Source organism: Xanthomonas fragariae, from assembly GCF_900183975.1.
Classification (GTDB): domain Bacteria; phylum Pseudomonadota; class Gammaproteobacteria; order Xanthomonadales; family Xanthomonadaceae; genus Xanthomonas; species Xanthomonas fragariae.
This window is the reverse complement of the sequence record NZ_LT853882.1, coordinates 3,185,239-3,202,585: the sequence shown is the minus strand read 5'-3', so window position 1 is coordinate 3,202,585 and position 17,347 is coordinate 3,185,239. Positions and strand designations below refer to the sequence as shown.

General features: G+C 61.8%; 18 protein-coding genes and 1 pseudogene. 7 read left to right on the top strand and 12 right to left on the bottom strand.

Features of this window, described 5'->3' with window-relative positions; translation table 11 throughout:
- The first annotated feature begins 1 nt into the window (after position 1).
- Entirely contained in the window at positions 2-232 is a 231-nt protein-coding gene (locus tag PD885_RS14980) for a putative signal transducing protein (protein WP_002811815.1), read from the top strand.
- A 168-nt stretch (positions 233-400) separates the two neighbouring features.
- On the opposite strand, the pseudogene PD885_RS14975 reads toward PD885_RS14980, so the two are convergent.
- The 3 genes and pseudogenes from PD885_RS14975 to PD885_RS21480 all read right to left on the bottom strand — a co-directional run.
- A pseudogene (locus tag PD885_RS14975) lies at positions 401-802 on the bottom strand (histidine kinase dimerization/phospho-acceptor domain-containing protein); the annotation flags it as partial.
- Positions 799-1,506, bottom strand: a complete 708-nt coding sequence (locus PD885_RS14970; protein ID WP_002811812.1) for a response regulator transcription factor — start codon at positions 1,504-1,506, stop codon at positions 799-801. The pseudogene PD885_RS14975 and the gene PD885_RS14970, both read right to left, overlap by 4 nt.
- A 106-nt stretch (positions 1,507-1,612) precedes the next feature.
- Positions 1,613-1,756: a hypothetical protein gene (locus tag PD885_RS21480; protein ID WP_156775345.1), complete on the bottom strand. Its 144-nt coding sequence runs from the start codon at positions 1,754-1,756 to the stop codon at positions 1,613-1,615.
- 35 nt (positions 1,757-1,791) lie between these two features.
- On the opposite strand from PD885_RS21480, the gene msrA reads away from it, so the two are divergent.
- Entirely contained in the window at positions 1,792-2,442 is a 651-nt protein-coding gene (gene msrA / locus PD885_RS14965) for a peptide-methionine (S)-S-oxide reductase MsrA (RefSeq protein ID WP_002811810.1), read from the top strand.
- A gap of 140 nt (positions 2,443-2,582) precedes the next feature.
- Here msrA and PD885_RS14960 read toward each other — a convergent pair whose 3' ends face one another.
- The 5 genes from PD885_RS14960 to ahpC all read right to left on the bottom strand — a co-directional run bounded on the left by PD885_RS14960 (position 2,583) and on the right by ahpC (position 7,649).
- The gene (locus PD885_RS14960; RefSeq protein ID WP_088056959.1) at positions 2,583-3,551 is read right to left on the bottom strand and encodes a transaldolase; all 969 of its coding nucleotides are present in this window, start codon (positions 3,549-3,551) and stop codon (positions 2,583-2,585) included.
- A gap of 69 nt (positions 3,552-3,620) precedes the next feature.
- On the bottom strand, positions 3,621-4,052 hold the full coding sequence (gene rnk / locus PD885_RS14955) for a nucleoside diphosphate kinase regulator (RefSeq protein ID WP_002811808.1): 432 nt from the start codon (positions 4,050-4,052) through the stop codon (positions 3,621-3,623).
- Positions 4,053-4,239: 187 nt separating this feature from the next.
- Entirely contained in the window at positions 4,240-5,181 is a 942-nt protein-coding gene (locus PD885_RS14950; protein ID WP_002811807.1) for a LysR substrate-binding domain-containing protein, read from the bottom strand.
- Positions 5,182-5,271: 90 nt separating this feature from the next.
- Entirely contained in the window at positions 5,272-6,864 is a 1,593-nt protein-coding gene (ahpF, locus tag PD885_RS14945) for an alkyl hydroperoxide reductase subunit F (protein ID WP_002811805.1), read from the bottom strand.
- A 221-nt stretch (positions 6,865-7,085) separates the two neighbouring features.
- Positions 7,086-7,649, bottom strand: a complete 564-nt coding sequence (gene ahpC / locus PD885_RS14940) for an alkyl hydroperoxide reductase subunit C (protein WP_002811804.1) — start codon at positions 7,647-7,649, stop codon at positions 7,086-7,088.
- A 198-nt stretch (positions 7,650-7,847) separates the two neighbouring features.
- On the opposite strand from ahpC, the gene prmC reads away from it, so the two are divergent.
- The 3 genes from prmC to PD885_RS21475 all read left to right on the top strand — a co-directional run bounded on the left by prmC (position 7,848) and on the right by PD885_RS21475 (position 11,254).
- Positions 7,848-8,708, top strand: a complete 861-nt coding sequence (gene prmC, locus PD885_RS14935; protein WP_002811803.1) for a peptide chain release factor N(5)-glutamine methyltransferase — start codon at positions 7,848-7,850, stop codon at positions 8,706-8,708.
- Positions 8,709-8,801: 93 nt separating this feature from the next.
- Positions 8,802-9,743 carry a prolyl aminopeptidase gene (gene pip, locus PD885_RS14930; RefSeq protein WP_002811802.1) on the top strand — a complete coding sequence of 314 codons (942 nt, stop codon included), beginning with the start codon at positions 8,802-8,804 and terminating at the stop codon, positions 9,741-9,743.
- Between the two features lie 8 nt (positions 9,744-9,751).
- Positions 9,752-11,254: a HEPN domain-containing protein gene (locus PD885_RS21475; RefSeq protein WP_156775346.1), complete on the top strand. Its 1,503-nt coding sequence runs from the start codon at positions 9,752-9,754 to the stop codon at positions 11,252-11,254.
- Here PD885_RS21475 and PD885_RS14915 read toward each other — a convergent pair.
- From PD885_RS14915 to PD885_RS14900, 4 genes are read right to left on the bottom strand one after another with little or no spacing between them, the layout of a single operon-like run.
- Positions 11,251-12,063: an N-formylglutamate amidohydrolase gene (locus tag PD885_RS14915; RefSeq protein ID WP_002811799.1), complete on the bottom strand. Its 813-nt coding sequence runs from the start codon at positions 12,061-12,063 to the stop codon at positions 11,251-11,253. The two genes, PD885_RS21475 and PD885_RS14915, sit on opposite strands and share 4 nt — an antisense overlap.
- On the bottom strand, positions 12,056-12,607 hold the full coding sequence (locus PD885_RS14910) for an NUDIX hydrolase (RefSeq protein ID WP_002811798.1): 552 nt from the start codon (positions 12,605-12,607) through the stop codon (positions 12,056-12,058). Before PD885_RS14910 ends, PD885_RS14915 begins: the two co-directional genes overlap by 8 nt.
- The gene (locus PD885_RS14905; protein WP_087946501.1) at positions 12,604-13,572 is read right to left on the bottom strand and encodes a 5'-3' exonuclease; all 969 of its coding nucleotides are present in this window, start codon (positions 13,570-13,572) and stop codon (positions 12,604-12,606) included. The genes PD885_RS14910 and PD885_RS14905 overlap by 4 nt, the downstream gene beginning before the upstream one ends.
- A 14-nt stretch (positions 13,573-13,586) precedes the next feature.
- Entirely contained in the window at positions 13,587-14,162 is a 576-nt protein-coding gene (locus PD885_RS14900) for a nitroreductase family protein (protein WP_002811794.1), read from the bottom strand.
- A 97-nt stretch (positions 14,163-14,259) separates the two neighbouring features.
- Here PD885_RS14900 and PD885_RS22145 point away from each other — a divergent pair, with 97 nt between their 5' ends.
- Positions 14,260-14,577: a hypothetical protein gene (locus PD885_RS22145; RefSeq protein WP_231892715.1), complete on the top strand. Its 318-nt coding sequence runs from the start codon at positions 14,260-14,262 to the stop codon at positions 14,575-14,577.
- 222 nt (positions 14,578-14,799) lie between these two features.
- Positions 14,800-17,154, top strand: coding sequence for a DUF1631 domain-containing protein (locus PD885_RS14895; RefSeq protein ID WP_002811791.1), 2,355 nt, complete (start codon positions 14,800-14,802; stop codon positions 17,152-17,154).
- Positions 17,155-17,347: the final 193 nt, after the last annotated feature.

The window sequence follows — 17,347 nt, the reverse complement described above, 5'->3', positions numbered from 1 at the left end:
CATGCAGATCGCCTATCGCGCCAGTCACATCATCGACGCCCATCTGGCCAAGCACGCGCTGGAAGATGCCGGTATCACCGCGTTCGTGTTCGGCGAATCGCTGTTGGGCGGTGCAGGCGAATTGCCTGCATTCGGCGTGCTGCAGGTCTGTGTGGCCGACATGCATCTGAGCCAGGCACAGGCGGTGCTTGCGCAGATTGGCTTGTGCGGGCAGGTCACGCGCGCGGTGTGAGGCGCGGTCCGCGGACCTGCGGAACCTGTGCTGCAAGGCACGCATGTGTGCAGGAATATCAGACCGCTAGTCGCCGGGCGCGCGATGGCTTTGTGGATCGCATCACCGCAGAGTGCGGTCTTTAGGTGCGTCGGTCGCCGATACCGCAGTGATTGACGGTAATCGGTTGGCGGCAACCGATCGAGGCTGATCGATCGATCCTTGAACGGCTTCGATGCGCGTGATGTCCAGCAGCTCGGCGACCAGCCCAAACAGATGCCGACCGGCGCCGAGAATGTGCTGCAAATGACGGCGATGCCCAGGCTCGGCCAGGCCCATTTCCAGCGCCTGCACATAGCCCCGGATTGCATTGAACGGCGTGCGCGCAACGCCGAGGCAAGCCACGCTACCGCAAACACCGCGCCCAGGCCGCCAAGCATCGCCGCGCTCAAGGGGATGATGAGGTTGCGCTAACGCAGCCCCCTGCGCTCTGGTGGTGCGGACCTGCAAGTGCGTGGTTTCGTAACTGCGCAATCTGCGCAATCTGCGCAATTTGGCGCGCAGGATGTCGTGCTTCACCAAGGCAGTCATGGCGCGAGTCCGGCTTGGACTGCGTACACCGCAGCCTGGGTGCGATCTTTTACCTCAAGTTTCTGCAGGATTCGCTCCACATGTACTTTCACAGTGCCGGGCGAAATCCCCAGTTCAGCTGCGAGCGTGGCATTGGTCAGCCCGCGTGGCAGCAGCGACAGCACCTGTTTTTCGCGTTTACTCAGCGCGCTGAGGCGATCGTCCTGCACCGGTTTGCGCCGGCGCGTGGCGATCGGTTTGGCCGGTTCGGCCACCATCGCCGGCAGCAGCAAGGCGAACGCCTGCACCGCCTGTACATCGTCGTTGCCGGGTGCGGGGCGGCTATCGTTCCAGGCCACGCACACCCTGCCATGGGTGGTGCCCAGTGCATGGATCGGCACCTTGACCTCGCGCATATCGGTCGGGCGCGGCGGCATCAGCCAGACCGCCTCATGACTGTCGCCGGCTGCACTGGTGCCAGGCGGCAATGCGCGGCCGCGGCTGGCCAGCACCTGGGCGCGTGGCCCGCGTTGCGCCAGCACCGCGCCATGTTCCAGACCCAGCAACAGCAGCACGCGCCCCAACACTGCATCGCAGGCCTGCTCGGGTGTCTGCGCCTGACGCAGCGCCACCGCGGCGTCCGACAGCGCCTGCCAACGCGCGCTGTCGGACGCTTCACGCCGTAAGGTCAGGCGCCCATCGCCAGCAGTGGTCGAGGTTTCCATAAGGTCGCTCTAAGCTGATCAGCGTATTTTAGAATATGCCACTCGGCCTAATTTTCGGGGCTGCTCGATTTCGATACCGAGCTCGCGCGCTGATGGACCCCATCAATCACACGCGCAGGTTCTCCATGCGTCGCACGCTGAATAGCTCGGCGATGCCGGAAGTGGCTACGCGTGCAGCGGTTGCGTAAGCCAAGGCGAAGCCGCTACTGACCGGCCGTGCAGGCTTGAAAGCCGCGCCGGCCGGCGCCATCCATCAGGCAATCCTCACGATTGCGGAGTTGCCCCATGCTGGGAATCGGCGCCTTCAAACAACGCCTGCCACGTCCAGGCGAAGCTCTGCCAGGCCGTGAGCAAGCGCTGCCGCTGCACAACACGCACCTGATCAACGGCCATCCGTTGCGCGGGGACTTCATCGGCATGGCCCAGGTGCAATTCGGGCTTGGCTGCTTCTGGGGCGCGGAACGCAAGTTCTGGAACGTGCCTGGGGTGTACACCACGGCGGTGGGGTATGCCGGTGGCGAAACACCCAATGCGACGTATGCCGAAGTATGTTCCGGACAGACCGGCCATACCGAAGCAGTGTTGGTGGTCTACGACGAACAGTCGGTGTCGTTCGCGCAATTGCTGCGCACTTTCTGGGAAAGCCACGACCCTACCCAGGGCATGCAGCAAGGCAACGATGTCGGCACGCAATACCGTTCGGCGATCTATTGCAAGGCACAGGCGCAATACGACGCCGCGCTTGCAAGCCGCGATGCGTACCAGCAGCAGCTGGACGCCGCAGGATATGGCGCAATCACCACGGAGATCCGTTTCCCGGCGCCCACGTTTTATTACGCCGAAGACGATCACCAGCAATATCTCGCCAAGCATCCCAATGGTTATTGCGGGCTTGGCGGAACGGGAGTGAGTTGCCCGATCGGGCTGGATGCCTGACAAAAATGCGGACCGGGTTGCAACGCGCTCATCCATATGATTATGGCAGCGTGCCGATAGCCAACAGTGACCGGCGGCGTTATCACGCCCGCAGTCAGCAAGGCTGCAGGCGTCGGTGTCAGGTGACTGCGATGTTGCGATCAGCTGGCGAGTTTGTCGGCGATGGTCTTGCGCAGTGCCTGCAGGTCCTTGGCGAAGGTGTCGATGCCGCTGGCCAGTTTGTCGGTGGCCATCGCATCGGCGGCCAGGTCGGCGGCGAAGCTGTCGCCGTCGATCGAGGTGACCTGGGCGTTGTCGGCTTTCGCAGGCGAGAGCTTGCGTGGCAGGTTGCCCTGTTCGGCTTCGAGCTTTTCCAGCAGTTCCGGCGAGATGGTCAGACGATCGCAACCGGCCAGCGCTTCAATCTGCGCGGTGGAGCGGAACGAGGCGCCCATTACCACGGTGGACGAGCCGCGCTGTTTGAACGTGTTGTAGACGGTGCGCACAAACACTACGCCAGGATCTTCGTCGATGCTTGCCGGGGTCTGCCCCTGTGCCACGTAGTAATCCAGGATACGGCCCACGAACGGTGAGATCAGGAACGCGCCGGCCTCTGCACAGGCAAGCGCCTGCGAGCGGTTGAAGATCAGCGTCAGGTTGCAATCGATGCCGTCCAACTGCAGCTGACGGGCCGCTTCGATACCTTCCCAGGTCGCTGCGATCTTGATCAGGATCTTGTCCTTAGGTACACCGCGCTCGGCATACATCGCGACAAACTTGCGCGCCTTGGCGATGGTGGCCTGGGTGTCGTAGGCCAGGTCGGCATCGACCTCGGTGGAGACGCGGCCGGGCACCAGTTCGGACAGCTTGACGCCCACGCCGATGGTGAGGCGGTCGGCTACTTCATTGAAGGTGCTGGTGCGATTTTCGCCGCCGTGTTCGCGGCCCCAGGCCAGTTCGCGTTCGAGCAGGTCCGAATAGACCGGCAAGTCCAGCGCTTTTTTGACCAGAGTGGGGTTGGTGGTGCAGTCGACCGGCTTCAGCCGCTTGATTGCGTCGTAGTCGCCGGTGTCGGCAACGACGACGGACAATTCGCGCAGCTGGGCAAGCTTGGAGGGGGATGCAGTCATGTGGTTTCTCTCGAATCGTGGAACGGGTCGTGGGTCGAGGATAGGACGCAGCGCTCTGCGTTAGCGGGCTCAGCGTTGCAGGTCGCCCGCAGCTGCGGGTTGAGCGTGCACGGCAGTCACGCGCAGGCGCAAATTGCGTCCGTCGGGCGTGCGCCAGTCACTGCTCTGACCGACCGACAGGCCGAGCAGCGCACTGCCGACCGGCGCAAGCACCGAGATGCGGCTGTGCAGCACATCGGCCTCATGCGGATATACCAGGGTGAGCGTATGCCGTTCGCCATGCAGCTCGTCTTCGCATTCGATGCGTGAGTGCATGGTGACAACATCGCCGGGAACCTGGTCGGGTGGCACCACGCGTGCGCGGCCCAATGTGTCGCTCAGCGCGGTGGCGGCGGTCTGCTTGCTGAACGCTGGGGAATCGAGCAATGCCTCAAGCCGGGCAAGGTCGTGGCTGGAGACAAGGACGGAAGGCAGCAAGCCGCTGTGGTGTTGCAAGGTCATGGCAATCTCCTGACAAAGAACAGCTCACAGACAGTGCGAGCGGCACTCATACAGATGAGGGCGATGCGCAGCGATCGCAATGCAGCGATGCATGCGGTTGCTGCCTTACCCGTCTATCGGGGCTGACGCTCGCGCTGTCTTTGGATCGGTTGACCTGTGCGGCGAGCGGCCGCGGCAGTGGCTGCGCTTAGGCAGCGACGGCCTTGGGGCTGATGGCCGGCTGATCCGGTGTGAACAAGCTGTCCGGCAATTCCTTGAACAACTGCGAGAGTTGCTCTAGAAACGCCGTCATCGCCGAGCTGCGACGCCAAGCCATGGCGATGCGACGGCTGGGCTGCTTGTCTTCGCGAAAACGGATCAGACAGATATTGTCCGAGCGTGCAACCGGCGGTTTGACCGCCAGCAGCGGCAACAAGGTCACACCGACATTGGCGGCCACCATTTGGCGCAGGGTTTCCAGGCTGGTGGCCTGGAATTCGGATTTCTCCAGCGCGCCGGCAAGATGGCACACATCCAACGCCTGTTCGCGCAGGCAATGGCCGTCTTCCAACAGCAACAAGCGCTGCTCGGATAGATCGTCCAGCGTCACGCTGTCGTGGCGCGACAGCGGGTGGCCTTCCGGTACGGCCAGCACGAACGGTTCTTCGAACAGGAATTCGGTATGCAGTTGGTCGTCCTGCAACGGCAGCGCAAGCAGCGCCGCATCCAGGCGACCTTCGCGCAACTGATGCACCAGCTGATCGCTCTTTTCTTCGATCAGCAACAGTTCCAGGCGCGGAAAGCGCTCGCGGATGCGTGGCACCACATGCGGTAGCAGATACGGTGCCAATGTGGGGAAGATGCCCAGCCGCGCGGTGCCCGCTTCGGGGTCCTGGCTGCGGCGTGCAGCTTCTTTCATCTGTTCCACTTCGGCCACGATGCTGCGCGCGCGCACCGCGGCTTCGCGTCCGGCCGGGGTCAGCATCACCTTGCGTGGTGCGCGCTCCACCAGCGACACGCCGAGCTCGTCTTCGAGTTTCTTGATCTGCGTGGACAGTGTTGGCTGACTGACAAAACAGGCCGTTGCAGCACGGCCGAAATGCTTGTGGTCGGCCAGGGCCACCAGATATTTCAGGTCACGCAGATTCATATGCAGCAGCCTTCATTGCGATGACGGGGAACGACTGAAGCTTGGTGCGAGCTTAACGCCCGGCTTGGCCGGGCGGTTGCTTGGGTACGCTTACGCAGCTTTGGCCACCTTGTCGGCGCTGATCGGGGCGCTGGAGCGGATCAAGTAATCGAACGCGCTCAGTGCCGCTTTGGAACCTTCGCCCATCGCGATCACGATCTGCTTGTACGGCACCGTGGTGGCGTCGCCCGCGGCGAACACGCCGGGTACGTTGGTCTGGCCACGGTCGTCGACGATGATCTCACCGCGTGGCGACAACGCCACCGATCCCTTGAGGAATTCGGTGTTGGGCAGCAAGCCGATCTGCACGAACACGCCTTCCAACTCGACATGCTGGATATCGCCACCGGTGCGGTCCTTGTAGACCAGGCCTGTCACTTTCTGGCCATCGCCAAGCACTTCTGTAGTCTGTGCGCTGGTGATGATGCGCACGTTGTGCAGGCTGCGCAGCTTGCGTTGCAATACTTCATCGGCGCGCAGCTTGTCGTCGAATTCCACCAGCGTGACATGCGCCACGACACCGGCCAGATCGATCGCCGCTTCCACGCCCGAGTTGCCGCCGCCGATCACCGCAACGCGCTTGCCCTTGAACAGCGGGCCGTCACAATGCGGGCAATAGGCCACGCCCTTGTTCTTGTACTGGTCTTCGCCCGGCACATTCATCTGCCTCCAGCGTGCACCGGTGGACAGGATCACGGTCTTGCTCTTGAGCGATGCGCCATTGGCCAGCTTGATTTCGATCAGGCCATCGGCACCGGCCGGGATCAGCTGCTCGGCGCGCTGTAGATTCATGATGTCCACGTCGTACTGGCGCACGTGCTGTTCCAATGCGGCGGCCATCTTCGGGCCTTCGGTTTCCGGCACCGAGATGAAGTTCTCGATCGACATGGTGTCCAGCACCTGACCACCGAAACGCTCGGCGGCCACGCCGGTGCGGATGCCCTTGCGCGCGGCATACACCGCCGCTGCCGAACCGGCCGGACCACCGCCGACGACCAGCACCTCGAACGCGTCCTTGGCCGCGATCCTGGCGGCTTCTCGCTTTGCGGCGTTGGTGTCGAGCTTGGCGACGATCTGCTCCAGCGTCATGCGGCCCTGGTCGAACAGCTTGCCGTTCAAGTACACGGTCGGCACCGACATGATCTGGCGGGTTTCGACTTCGTCCTGGAACAGCGCACCGTCTATGGCGACGTGCTTGATGCGCGGGTTGAGCACGGCGGCAAGATTCAGCGCCTGCACCACGTCCGGGCAGTTCTGGCACGACAGCGAGAAATAGGTCTCGAACTGGTAGTCGCCATCCAGCTGCTGCACCTGCTCGATCAGCTCGGCAGTGGCCTTGGACGGGTGACCGCCGACCTGTAGCAGTGCCAGCACCAGCGAGGTGAACTCATGGCCCATCGGCAGGCCGGCAAAGCGCAGCGAGATATCCTGGCCCGGCGTGGTCAGTGCGAACGAAGGTTTGCGCTGGTTGTCGTCACGGTGGATATCCAGGCTGATCTTGTCCGACAGCAACAGCAGATCCTCAAGCAGGTCGAGCATTTCGCGGGCCTGGGGCGTGTCGTCGATCGAGGCATCGATCTGGATCGGTCGCGTGACCCGTTCCAGGTAGGCAGTCAGCTGGGTCTTGAGCGTGGCATCCAACATGGAAAACTCCTGGGGATGGGCAAGGGGAGGTGTGGCGTCGCTGCGGCAAGGCAGGTCGCTGGGGAAGAAGGAGGTGAACCGTAGCCGGCGTTGAGGTCGGAGTGCGTGCTGGCGATGGCTGGCATGCTGGCGGGTAGCCGGCACCGGCTCAGGTTCACCTCCGGCCCGTTGCCGGGCCGTAGATACTCCAACCTGGCAATAGGTCGGAGGTAACAGTCAACTTAGATCTTGCCGACCAGGTCCAGCGACGGAGCCAGGGTCTTGGCGCCCTCCTTCCACTTGGCCGGGCAAACCTGGCCTGGATTGTTGGCCACGAACTGCGCTGCGGCCAGCTTGCGCAGCGTCTCGGTGACGTCGCGAGCGATGGAGTTGTCGTGGATTTCCAGGGTCTTGATCACGCCTTCCGGATTGATGATGAAGGTGCCACGCCGGGCCAGGCCTTCTTCTTCAATGTGTACGCCAAAAGTGCGGGTCAGCGTGTGGGTCGGGTCGCCGATCAGCGGGAACTGCGCCTTGCCCACGGCCGGGGAGGTTTCGTGCCACACCTTGTGCGAGAAGTGCGTATCGGTGGTGACGATGTACACCTCGGCACCAGCCTTCTGAAAGGCTGCATAGTTGTCGGCAGCGTCTTCCACCTCGGTCGGGCAGTTGAAGGTGAAGGCAGCCGGCATGAAGATCAGCACCGACCACTTGCCCTTCAGGCTGGCTTCGGTGACTTCGATGAAGTTGCCGTTGTGGTACGCATTCGCCTTGAACGGCTGGACCTGAGTGTTGATGAGAGACATTGAGTTTCCTCTTGCGGTGAAGGGGTGTGGGATGGAACGGCCGCTATGGTATGCAGGATTGATAGATTTCTCAAATCGATTGGTGGAATTGTATAGATAGATTTGGGCTATCAACGCTGCAGTCGGCGTCTAGCGCCAGCGTCTTCATTCCGTCGCCGATACTGGTCAGCCGATGTTGCGCATAAGTGAACAGCCTGTATGTCCGAGGATCTCACCGCCATTTCTGCCATTCCCGCCAATCAACTACTGCGGCAGGCAGCCGAGCGGATCGAACGCCGCGATGCCGAACCTTTGTTGCTACACGCACTGGGCCGCGACCGCGCCTGGTTGTTTGCCCACGGTCGCGATCCGGTGCCTCGATCGGTGGTCGAGACGTTCGAGGCACTGGTGGAGCGGCGCCAAGCCGGCGAACCGGTGGCGTACCTGACCGGGTCGCGTGGGTTCTGGACGCTGGATCTGGCGGTTTCGACCGCAACGCTGATTCCACGCGCCGATACCGAGGTGCTGGTCGAGCTTGCCCTGGAGCGTTTCGACACTCTGCCAGGTCGTCGCGCTGCCGATCTGGGCACAGGCAGCGGCGCAATTGCGCTGTCCATCGCCAGCGAGCGGCCGCAGGCGCAGGTGATCGCTACCGATGCCAGCGCTGCGGCGCTGGCCGTGGCCCGGCGCAATGCCGACAGCCACGGGTTGCGCAACGTGGAATGTCGGCTGGGCAACTGGTTTGCGCCGCTGGCCGGCGAGTATTTCAATCTAATCGCCAGCAACCCCCCGTATATCGCAACGCACGATCCACATCTGCAGCAGGGCGATCTGCGCTATGAACCAGCCAGTGCATTGGCCTCGGGCACGGATGGATTGGAAGACATCCGCCTGATCGTGGCCGAGGCGCCTGCGCATCTGCTACCGGGAGCCTGGCTGCTGCTCGAACACGGTTGGGACCAGGGCGCAGCGGTGGTCGAGCTATTGCTGGCGCGCGGTTTCGATGCGGTGGCCACGCATCAGGATCTGGAACAGCGCGATCGGGTGAGCTTGGCGCGGTGGTCGCACGCAACGGATTGAGCATTCGCTATCCGGCCTTCGGCTGACGCGGCCGGCCGGCCCGTGCTCACGATGGCTGCCGATACAATGCGCAATTTCCGGCAGGACCGACCCATGCGCACGCTCTATCCCGAGATCACGCCGTACGACCACGGCACGCTCCAGGTCGACGACCGCCACACCCTGTATTTCGAGCAATGCGGCAATCCGCAGGGTAAGCCGGTGGTCCTGCTGCACGGCGGCCCCGGCGGCGGCTGCAATAACAAGATGCGTCGCTTCCACGACCCGGCCAGGTACCGCATCGTGCTGTTCGATCAGCGCGGCGCGGGCCGCTCCACCCCGCATGCCGATCTGGTGGACAACACCACCTGGGATCTGGTCGCCGATATCGAACGGCTGCGTGCGCATCTGGGCATCGGGCGCTGGCAAGTCTTCGGCGGCAGTTGGGGCTCGACGCTGGCGTTGGCCTATGCGCAGACCCATCCGCAACAGGTCACCGAGCTGGTGCTGCGCGGCATCTTCCTGCTGCGTCGCTTCGAACTGGAATGGTTCTACCAGGAAGGCGCCAGCCGCTTGTTCCCGGATGCCTGGGAGCATTATGTCAATGCGATTCCGCCAGTGGAGCGCGCCGATCTGATCTCCGCGTTCCATCGCCGCCTGACCAGCGACGACCAAGCCACGCGGCTGGTTGCGGCCAAGGCGTGGAGCGTGTGGGAAGGCGCCACCAGCTTCCTGCATGTGGACGACGATTTCGTCACCGGGCATGAGCACGCGCACTTCGCATTGGCGTTCGCGCGCATCGAAAACCACTACTTCGTCAACGGCGGTTTTTTCGACGTCGAAGATCAGCTGCTGCGCGACGCGCACCGCATCGCCGACATCCCCGGCGTGATCGTGCACGGCCGCTACGATGTGGTGTGCCCGCTGCAAAGCGCATGGGATCTGCACAAGGTGTGGCCGAAGTCGACACTGCAGATCAGCCCGGCATCCGGCCATTCGGGCTTCGAGCCGGAAAACGTCGATGCGCTGGTGCGTGCGACCGATGGGTTTGCCTGAGTTTCGGCATGTTTGTCCAGTCTGAAGAGATACAAGAATTTGGTGCAAAGACTCTACGGGAGGCCGTTCGCGACCTCCAATTCATAGGCAAGCAAATCGCACAATTTGAGAAGTTAAGCTTCAAACAATTGACGTCGCACATGCGTAGCTGCAAAGCAGATATGTGGTGTGAGCTTGAGCATCCGAACAAAGGAAACCCAATAGTTTGTGGGGCAGCTGCATGGGCGAAATTCACGCATTTGGTTGATTTGATTTGTAGTGAGCGCCCCGAGTTCGCAAGAAGAGTTGGTCGTCCAGCTCTGCATAAGGCTATTAAAAGAGGTTATGTCAGTCTAGTGCTTGATCTCGGAAAGCCTATAAGTAACTTGCTTGCAAAAGAGCTTCTTGAATTTGCTTGTGGTGAGGCAGGAAAATCCATAAGAGATAGTGAGCACAGCATCCCTTGCGATCTTTTTGCCGCGGGTTTTGTTGAAAAATTTCAGGTTGGCCCCGTTGAGTTCATGCGTAGACAGCTTTTTTTTCGAGAGCGTAAGATTTCGCTCAAAAGCGGGATTGATGCAGGTGTTCGTGAGGGTCTTATAAAAAAAGATGAGTGGGTAGCTAAAGGCTACTCGCCTGATCAGATGAAGGATGAGGCCGAATTCCGCGCGTATGGTCGAGCTATGTATGCTAAAGCTATAAGAATTTACCGAGGCTATCGTTGGGTGGGTTGCGTAAAAATTCATCATCACGTGGATGATGTCGCCGAGCAGCTGGCTATTCGTATTGTTAACTTGGCGATTCATGTGCTCCGACTAGTGATTGGGGCTGGTGTGACATCTGGTTTGGGGGTGGCTTGGTCTCCCACTACGCCTCATCGTGATGCTAATTTATGGTTTGATTCCAATGGATACATGAGAGTTAAGCTTTCAATTCGCGTGAAAGGTGTGGTTGCGCTCATGGACTGGGAGGAGGTTCTTAGACCGCCATTCTTGCCTTACTTGACCAGCTTTGGCTCAAGCTTATTCGCGTTGGCTGAAGGGCGGGATGTTTCTCATATCCAGCAGCGGTTAATCGATTCGGTTACTTGGTTTGGTGATGCTTCAACTGATATGGAGTCAGCTGCGAAGATTGTTAAATATGTCTCCGCTATTGAGCGTGTCATAATTGCTGGCCGCCAAGCGGGTACGCGAGTGACATTTATGAAGCGTTTGCAAGCTTTATATGAAGGGTTTGAATGTGACGGTTCATCTAATATAGGTGATCGGGCAAGTCGTTTATATGCTGCACGTTCTGCCATTCTGCATGGTGAGATTTCTCATAGAGATGCTGGTTTAAAGAGGGTAGCGGAGGAGGCTGAAGATATCGCGAGATTGTGTTTGCACTGTATCTCTCATCTCTATCCGATGCTTCTTTGCTGCTATGGGAATATTTCTTCCGAACTTCTTGAAAAGCTTCTAAGCAAAGTGCAGGTCGATGGAGTTGAATGGATTGTGAGTGAGTATGAGAGGAAACTGCTGAAAATTCGTTAGGTACATTCTTTGCTATAAACGTATTTGCTTGTCTTCTGAAAGCTAGCCAGCTGCGGTAAAATGCGCGCTAACCGCTGTGCCCACGCCTGTTGCCCGGCGGCATCGGCAATCAGATCCTGGCGCAGTTCCAGTTCCACATGCAGTAACCCGCGGCCTTCGCCATAGACCGGTATCGCGTAGTCGGTGGTATCGCTGACCGCATACGGCTGGTTGTCGCCGACTACCAGCTCCGGTTCGGCGCGCAGGGCCTGCAACAGGCGATGCGCCAGCCGCGTGTCGCGGTTGTACAGCACGCCTGCGTGCCAGGGCCGCGCGGTGCCAGCCATGATCGGGGTGAAGCTATGCATCGAGACCAGTAGTGTCGGTCGATCGCTCTGTGCACGTGCATCGAGTTCTGCCGAGATGCGTGCGTGGTACGGCGCAAAGATCTCGTTGATACGCTGCTGCCGATCGGTGAGCGTCAATTTCAGGTTGCCGGGAATCGGCGTGCCGTCGCTGATTTCCGGCATCAGGCTGGCGGCGCCATGCGGGCGGTTGCAGTCGATCACCAGGCGCGAATAAGTCTGAGTGATGGCGGTTGCATCCAGCGCATCGGCCAATAAGCGGGTGACTTCGGCGATGCCGATATCCCAGCCAATATGGCGGTCCAGTTCGTGCTGCGGCAAACCAAGATTGCTCAGCCGCGCCGGCACGCGTTGGCCGGCGTGGTCGGCGATCAACAGCCACGGTGATGCGGCCTGTGCGTTGTGCACCCTGAACGGTACGGGATCTTCGGCGCCGAGCAGGTGATAGGTGGTCGCTTCAGCCACGCGGGGTACCGTCCAGTGCGTGATCGACCAGATACAGGCCGGCCCACAGCTTGGGGTCCATCTGATAGCCCTCGGCAATCTTCTGCACCAGCCAGGCGCCGACCTGCGCGCGCGGGATTTCGTGCACTGTGATGTCTTCGCTGGCATCGCCGCCGCCTTCGCCGGCCTTGCGCAAGCCGGTGGCGCGCACGAAGGCGATCTTCTCGCTGCTGGCGCCGGCCGAGGTGGGGCCGATCATCAGCACTTCGGCGTGCTCGGCGGTCCAGCCGGTCTCTTCTTCCAGTTCGCGAATGGCCGACAGTTCGATCGATTCATCGGCATGCACATCGCCGACCAGGCCGGCCGGCATTTCGATGGTGCGCGCCTGCAACGGCACACGGAACTGTTCGACAAACAACATCGCATCGTCCGGCGTTACCGCCACGATGATCGCGGCCAGGCCCCCGGCATGCACGCGCTCGGAATATTCCCAAGTTCCGCGCACGACCATGCGCTGATATTTGCCTTCGTAAACCACGGTGGGTGGGGTGTCGTGTCGGTTCATGGGTGCAGACCTTGTTCCAGGGAAACGGGAGGGAGCGGTGCGGGCGCGCCTGCGCTCGCGTCCAGCAGCCGGCGCCGCGTGAGCGGCCCCAAGCGCAGGCTCTCGCACAACCCGGTCAGCATGTCCGGGTCTGCTTGCGCTCGCGTGAAACCCGCGTTGGTCAGCGCCAACGGCGCGTCAAGTGCGATGGTGGTGAGCTGGCGCCACAGCAACGCGTGTTCGCGTTGTTCGCGCAATCGCACTGCCATTTGCGCAGCGCCACGCAGGCGCAGGAACGGGATTTCGTCGATACGCTCCAGCAGCGCATCCAGGCTGCCGAAATGCGACAGCAAGACTGCGGCCGATTTGGCGCCGATGCCGGTGACGCCTGGAATGTTGTCGATCGCATCGCCGCATAGCGCCAGGTAGTCGGCGATCTGGTGCGCGTGCACGCCGTGCCGCGCCTTGACCCCCTCTATGCCCCACCGCACGTTGCGCGCGTAATCCCATTGCTCGTCGTGTTCGAACAACAACTGCGACAGATCCTTGTCGGCCGATACGATCACACCACGCAAGCCGTGCGTGCGCATGCTGTGCAAGGCGCTGCCGATCAGATCGTCGGCCTCGTAATCGCGGTGGGCGAGCACGCTCAATCCGAGTGCTGCGCATAGCGCTTTGCAGTGCGCGAACTGACGGCGCAACGCATCCGGCGCGGGAGTGCGATTGCCTTTGTAAGCCGGGTAGATTGCATGACGAAAGCAGCTGTCCAGCGCCTCGTCGAAGGCAATCGTGATGTGCGCGGGGCGCTCGCGTTCGAGCAGGTCGAGCAGAAAGCGCGCAAAGCCGTGCACCGCATTGGTCGGCCAGCCTTGCGCGTCGTGAAATTCGTCCGGGATGGAATGCCAGGCACGGAACACATACAGGCTGGCATCGACCAGATATAGCGGGGTCGGGCGCTGGATCGCAAGCGGCGCACCTTCGAGCATGGTGGTGTGCGTGGTCACGGGGTCCAGTCGCGCAGCAGCGCACGCGGATCCGGGCGCTCGCGCTCGGGCACCTGCATGCGGGGCGTGCCGATATGGATGAAGCCAGCGATGCGCTCGTTTTTCTGCAGACCCAGATAGCCGGTCACTGCCGGGTCGTAAGCCACCCAGGCACTCAGCCACTGCGCGCCGAAGCCCTGCGCCTGCGCGGCCTGCAGCAGCGCAAAACACACGCAGCCGGCGGTGAGTAGTTGTTCCTGCTCGGGCACCTTGTGTTCGGGGCGCAGCGAGGCGATCACCACGATCACCAGTGGCGCATCATTGAAGCGTCCGCGCTCTTTTGCGATCGCTGCGGCTGATGCCAGCGGGTCGGTAGCCTGGGTGCGCTCAGCCAGGAAATCGCCCAATGCCTGGCGCGCGTCCCCGCTGATACGCAGGAAGCGGAACGGCGCCAGCTTGCCGTGGTCGGGCACGCGCACCGCCGAGGTGAGCATGCGCAGTAGGGTGTCTTCATCCGGCCCGGGCTCGCCAAGTTGTTTGGAGGGGACCGAGCGGCGGGCGTCCAGCGCCTGGAGCGAATACGGTGAGTGCATAATTTCCGAGTCGGAGCAACGAAACGACAATTATAGACGGGCCCTTCCCAACGCCCGCCGCATCATTGGCCGGCCAGGCGACATCTGCCATCTGCGATTGACCTCCCGTGCGCGCTCTGAGCGTTTCGATCGCATCACTGCAGATTTGTCCCGGGTCATGGCGATCGGCACCCGCCTGCGTTTCTTCGACCGCAAGGGCGGCGTGCAACCCGGCAAGCTGTCCAGGATCAGCCCGATTTCCGCGCGGCGGACGTTCCTTACGCATCAGGCGGTTGTGCGTGTCTTCGCTGGAGGAGCTGGCGATCATGCTCTGGCTGGATCGGCCGCATCTGCATCGCGAAGACGACACTTTCTTATAGGCGGCATGCCAGTTGTGGTCGACGGCCTGGACTTGCCCGCCAAGCTGAATTCTTAACCCCCGCAGGCCTATGACGTGCGTTGGCAAACCCACCGCGGCGTTGCAAGCTATGATGGCGGCCTGACACGCAAACCCAGGGCGGTCACGGTTTAAGGGATGAATTCGTCACACTTAACCAACAAGCGAAAAAACTACCATGCGAGGGCGGAATGTCGGGCCGTGTCTGTTTTTCCTCCTTATGAAAATTTTTACGCCTGCAGAGGCAGGGAGCCTTTGCGCATGACTTTTCAGCCCAGTGCGTCTGGACACCCGGGCCGTGACCAGCACTTGCTCGAACAGGCGTACGACGTGTTTATACCCGCGCTCGTGCAGGTATTTGCAGCTGCAGTCGCACATTTCGATGATGTGCTGTTCGACCGTGCCGAATCCGCTGGCGCGTCTCAGTTGCTGTTTCTCGATGGCATGCGCGAATTGCGCCGCAAGCACGACGATGTCGCCACGCAGTTTCGCCAGCAGCTGGAAGACGGCTGGCAGGCACTGGTGCTGGGCATGCCATTGTCTGCTGAAGTGGTATTGGCCGGCGAAATTGGCACCCGCCCACTGAGTCTGGTACCCGAACGCGTGCTCGAATCTCGGCTGGCGGTGCGTCATCTGGCCACCGTGCTGCTGCGCGACTTCAAGCAGGTGCTGGCGCGCGTCGACCGCCGCCTGGGCTGGATCGCCGGTGGTCTGGAATTGACGGCCGATACCAATCCGGTCGGCCCGGAAAATTTGGGTGCGGCGATCCACGAAGCCTTCGCCACCTGCGACTTGGCGCCGGAAGTACGCCTAGTGCTGATCAAGCTGTGCGAGCGCGACCTGGCCGAACCGATCGGCAGGTTGTATGCGCGCTTGGACGAGACCTTGGCCAAGGCCGGGGTGATGCCGGAAATTTCGCAGGCCAAACGTACGCCGCAGCGCATTCAACCGCGTGGCGAAATGCCGGAAGAACGCGCGCAGGCCGATGGCCAGGGGGCGCACGCCGATATGGGTGGCAACGATCAAAACGATCGAAATGCGCCGGCCTGGGCCAACCGTTTTCTGGACCGCTGGGCGCATAGCCGTGGCCGCATGCAGGCGGCGACCAAACGGGGTCACGGCGACGGCAGCAGTGCTGACGGCATGGACGGCGACGGCGCTCATCCTGGAGACAGTCAGGGCATGCTGCTCGAAGCGCTGCATGAGCTGCTGCAGCAGACCCGCAGCGTGCGCGACAACGCCGCCTCTGCGGCGACAGTTGCAGTGGGTCAGCAACGCCCGTTGAGCCAGCGCGAAATGATGTCGGTACTGTCCCTGCTGCAGGCCACGCCAAGCACGACGCTGCAGACGGCGATCGGCGACGACAACAAGTCGCTTGCGCGGCGGCTGAAGAACGAGATGCTGTCCAGCGCCACGCGACTAGGCGTGGATCCGGCCAGCGCGCGGCTGGATCCGATGGACGAGGATGCGATCGATCTGGTCGGCATGCTGTTCGACGTGATGCTGGACGAACGCGATCTGGAAAACCGTTCGCGCGAGACGATCGGCCGTTTGGTGGTGCCGTTCGTCAAGGTCGCGCTACTGGATCGCACGATGTTCGTGCAGAAAACCCATCCGGCGCGACGGCTGCTTAATGCGTTGGCCGAGGCCTGCGAAGGCAATAACGGCAACAGCGCGACCGAGCGCGTGCTGATGGGCAAGGTCGAAGAAATCGTCGACCGCCTGGTGGCCGAGTTCAACGAAAACCTGGCGATCTTCCAGACCCTGGAAGAAGAGTTCCACGACTTCCTGTCGCAGCACCGGCGCCGGGTGGAAATTGCCGAGCGTCGTGCCACCGAGACCCAGCGTGGTCAGGAAAAACTCGAGCTGGCGCGCAGCCGCGCGCTGTCCGAACTGGAGCAGCGTGTGCTGGCCAGCGCACCCTTGCCCAAGGCAGTGGAAGATTTCCTGCGCCAACCGTGGTTGCACTATCTGACCATGGCGATCCTGCGCGATGGTGACGAAGGTCCGGGCATCGTCGAGGCGCTGACCCTGGCCGATGGCGTGCTAGAAGAACTGGCCCAAGCGCGTCGCCACAGCATCGGCAGGCCGTGGCTGCAGGTCTGGCGGCCGGCGCTGCATCGTGTGTTTGCCAGCGTCGGTTTGCATGACGATGCGGTGGTGGTAGCGATCGGTGCGCTGCACGACACTTTGCAAGCGATCGCCGAGGCGCGCCCGGAACTGGAAAAGTCGTTGCCGGAACTGCCGCAGGTCAACCTTCCGCCGCCTGCTGCCAAAAGCGTCGGCGTGGTGCTCGGAGCCGAAGCGGTGGCGCAGGGCGTCGACAGTGCCGACGCCGAGCGTTTCCGCGCGATGGATATCGGCACCTGGCTGGATTTTGTCGACAAGGACGGCAAGGTGCAGGCCGGCAAACTGTCGTGGGTGAGCCCGATTTCGCAGCGTCTGTTGTTCGTCGACCGCCGCGGCGTGCGCTTCTGCGTCGCCTCGCCGGAAGAGCTGGCAGTGATGGTGCGGTTGGGCCGTTTGCGCGAGCACATCAACGATGGCGCTTTCGATAGCGCGATGCAGGGCGTGATCGATCGGCTGGATCCGCTGCACAACAGCACGGTGCACTGAACGCGATGCGACCAACAACTGGGCCGCCATGAGGCGGCGCAGTTGTTGAACACTCCTCGACTGATCTTGGAGACGCGCGGGGTAACCGATAGGTCGCGACGAGCGAGGGTGCGTCGTCGTTAGAAAGGCATTCCTGGCTACAGTTTCTGCCTGAGGTAGGCCGTGTTCGGCGCCAACGGCCGACGCTGCGTTT

Coding starts and splice junctions, on each gene's coding strand:
- PD885_RS14980 (WP_002811815.1), top strand. CDS start 2: ATGCAGATCGCCTATCGCGCCAGTCACATCATCGACGCCCATCTGGCC.
- PD885_RS14970 (WP_002811812.1), bottom strand. CDS start 1,506: ATGGAAACCTCGACCACTGCTGGCGATGGGCGCCTGACCTTACGGCGT.
- PD885_RS21480 (WP_156775345.1), bottom strand. CDS start 1,756: ATGGCGCCGGCCGGCGCGGCTTTCAAGCCTGCACGGCCGGTCAGTAGC.
- msrA (WP_002811810.1), top strand. CDS start 1,792: ATGCTGGGAATCGGCGCCTTCAAACAACGCCTGCCACGTCCAGGCGAA.
- PD885_RS14960 (WP_088056959.1), bottom strand. CDS start 3,551: ATGACTGCATCCCCCTCCAAGCTTGCCCAGCTGCGCGAATTGTCCGTC.
- rnk (WP_002811808.1), bottom strand. CDS start 4,052: ATGACCTTGCAACACCACAGCGGCTTGCTGCCTTCCGTCCTTGTCTCC.
- PD885_RS14950 (WP_002811807.1), bottom strand. CDS start 5,181: ATGAATCTGCGTGACCTGAAATATCTGGTGGCCCTGGCCGACCACAAG.
- ahpF (WP_002811805.1), bottom strand. CDS start 6,864: ATGTTGGATGCCACGCTCAAGACCCAGCTGACTGCCTACCTGGAACGG.
- ahpC (WP_002811804.1), bottom strand. CDS start 7,649: ATGTCTCTCATCAACACTCAGGTCCAGCCGTTCAAGGCGAATGCGTAC.
- prmC (WP_002811803.1), top strand. CDS start 7,848: ATGTCCGAGGATCTCACCGCCATTTCTGCCATTCCCGCCAATCAACTA.
- pip (WP_002811802.1), top strand. CDS start 8,802: ATGCGCACGCTCTATCCCGAGATCACGCCGTACGACCACGGCACGCTC.
- PD885_RS21475 (WP_156775346.1), top strand. CDS start 9,752: ATGTTTGTCCAGTCTGAAGAGATACAAGAATTTGGTGCAAAGACTCTA.
- PD885_RS14910 (WP_002811798.1), bottom strand. CDS start 12,607: ATGAACCGACACGACACCCCACCCACCGTGGTTTACGAAGGCAAATAT.
- PD885_RS14905 (WP_087946501.1), bottom strand. CDS start 13,572: ATGCTCGAAGGTGCGCCGCTTGCGATCCAGCGCCCGACCCCGCTATAT.
- PD885_RS14900 (WP_002811794.1), bottom strand. CDS start 14,162: ATGCACTCACCGTATTCGCTCCAGGCGCTGGACGCCCGCCGCTCGGTC.
- PD885_RS14895 (WP_002811791.1), top strand. CDS start 14,800: ATGACTTTTCAGCCCAGTGCGTCTGGACACCCGGGCCGTGACCAGCAC.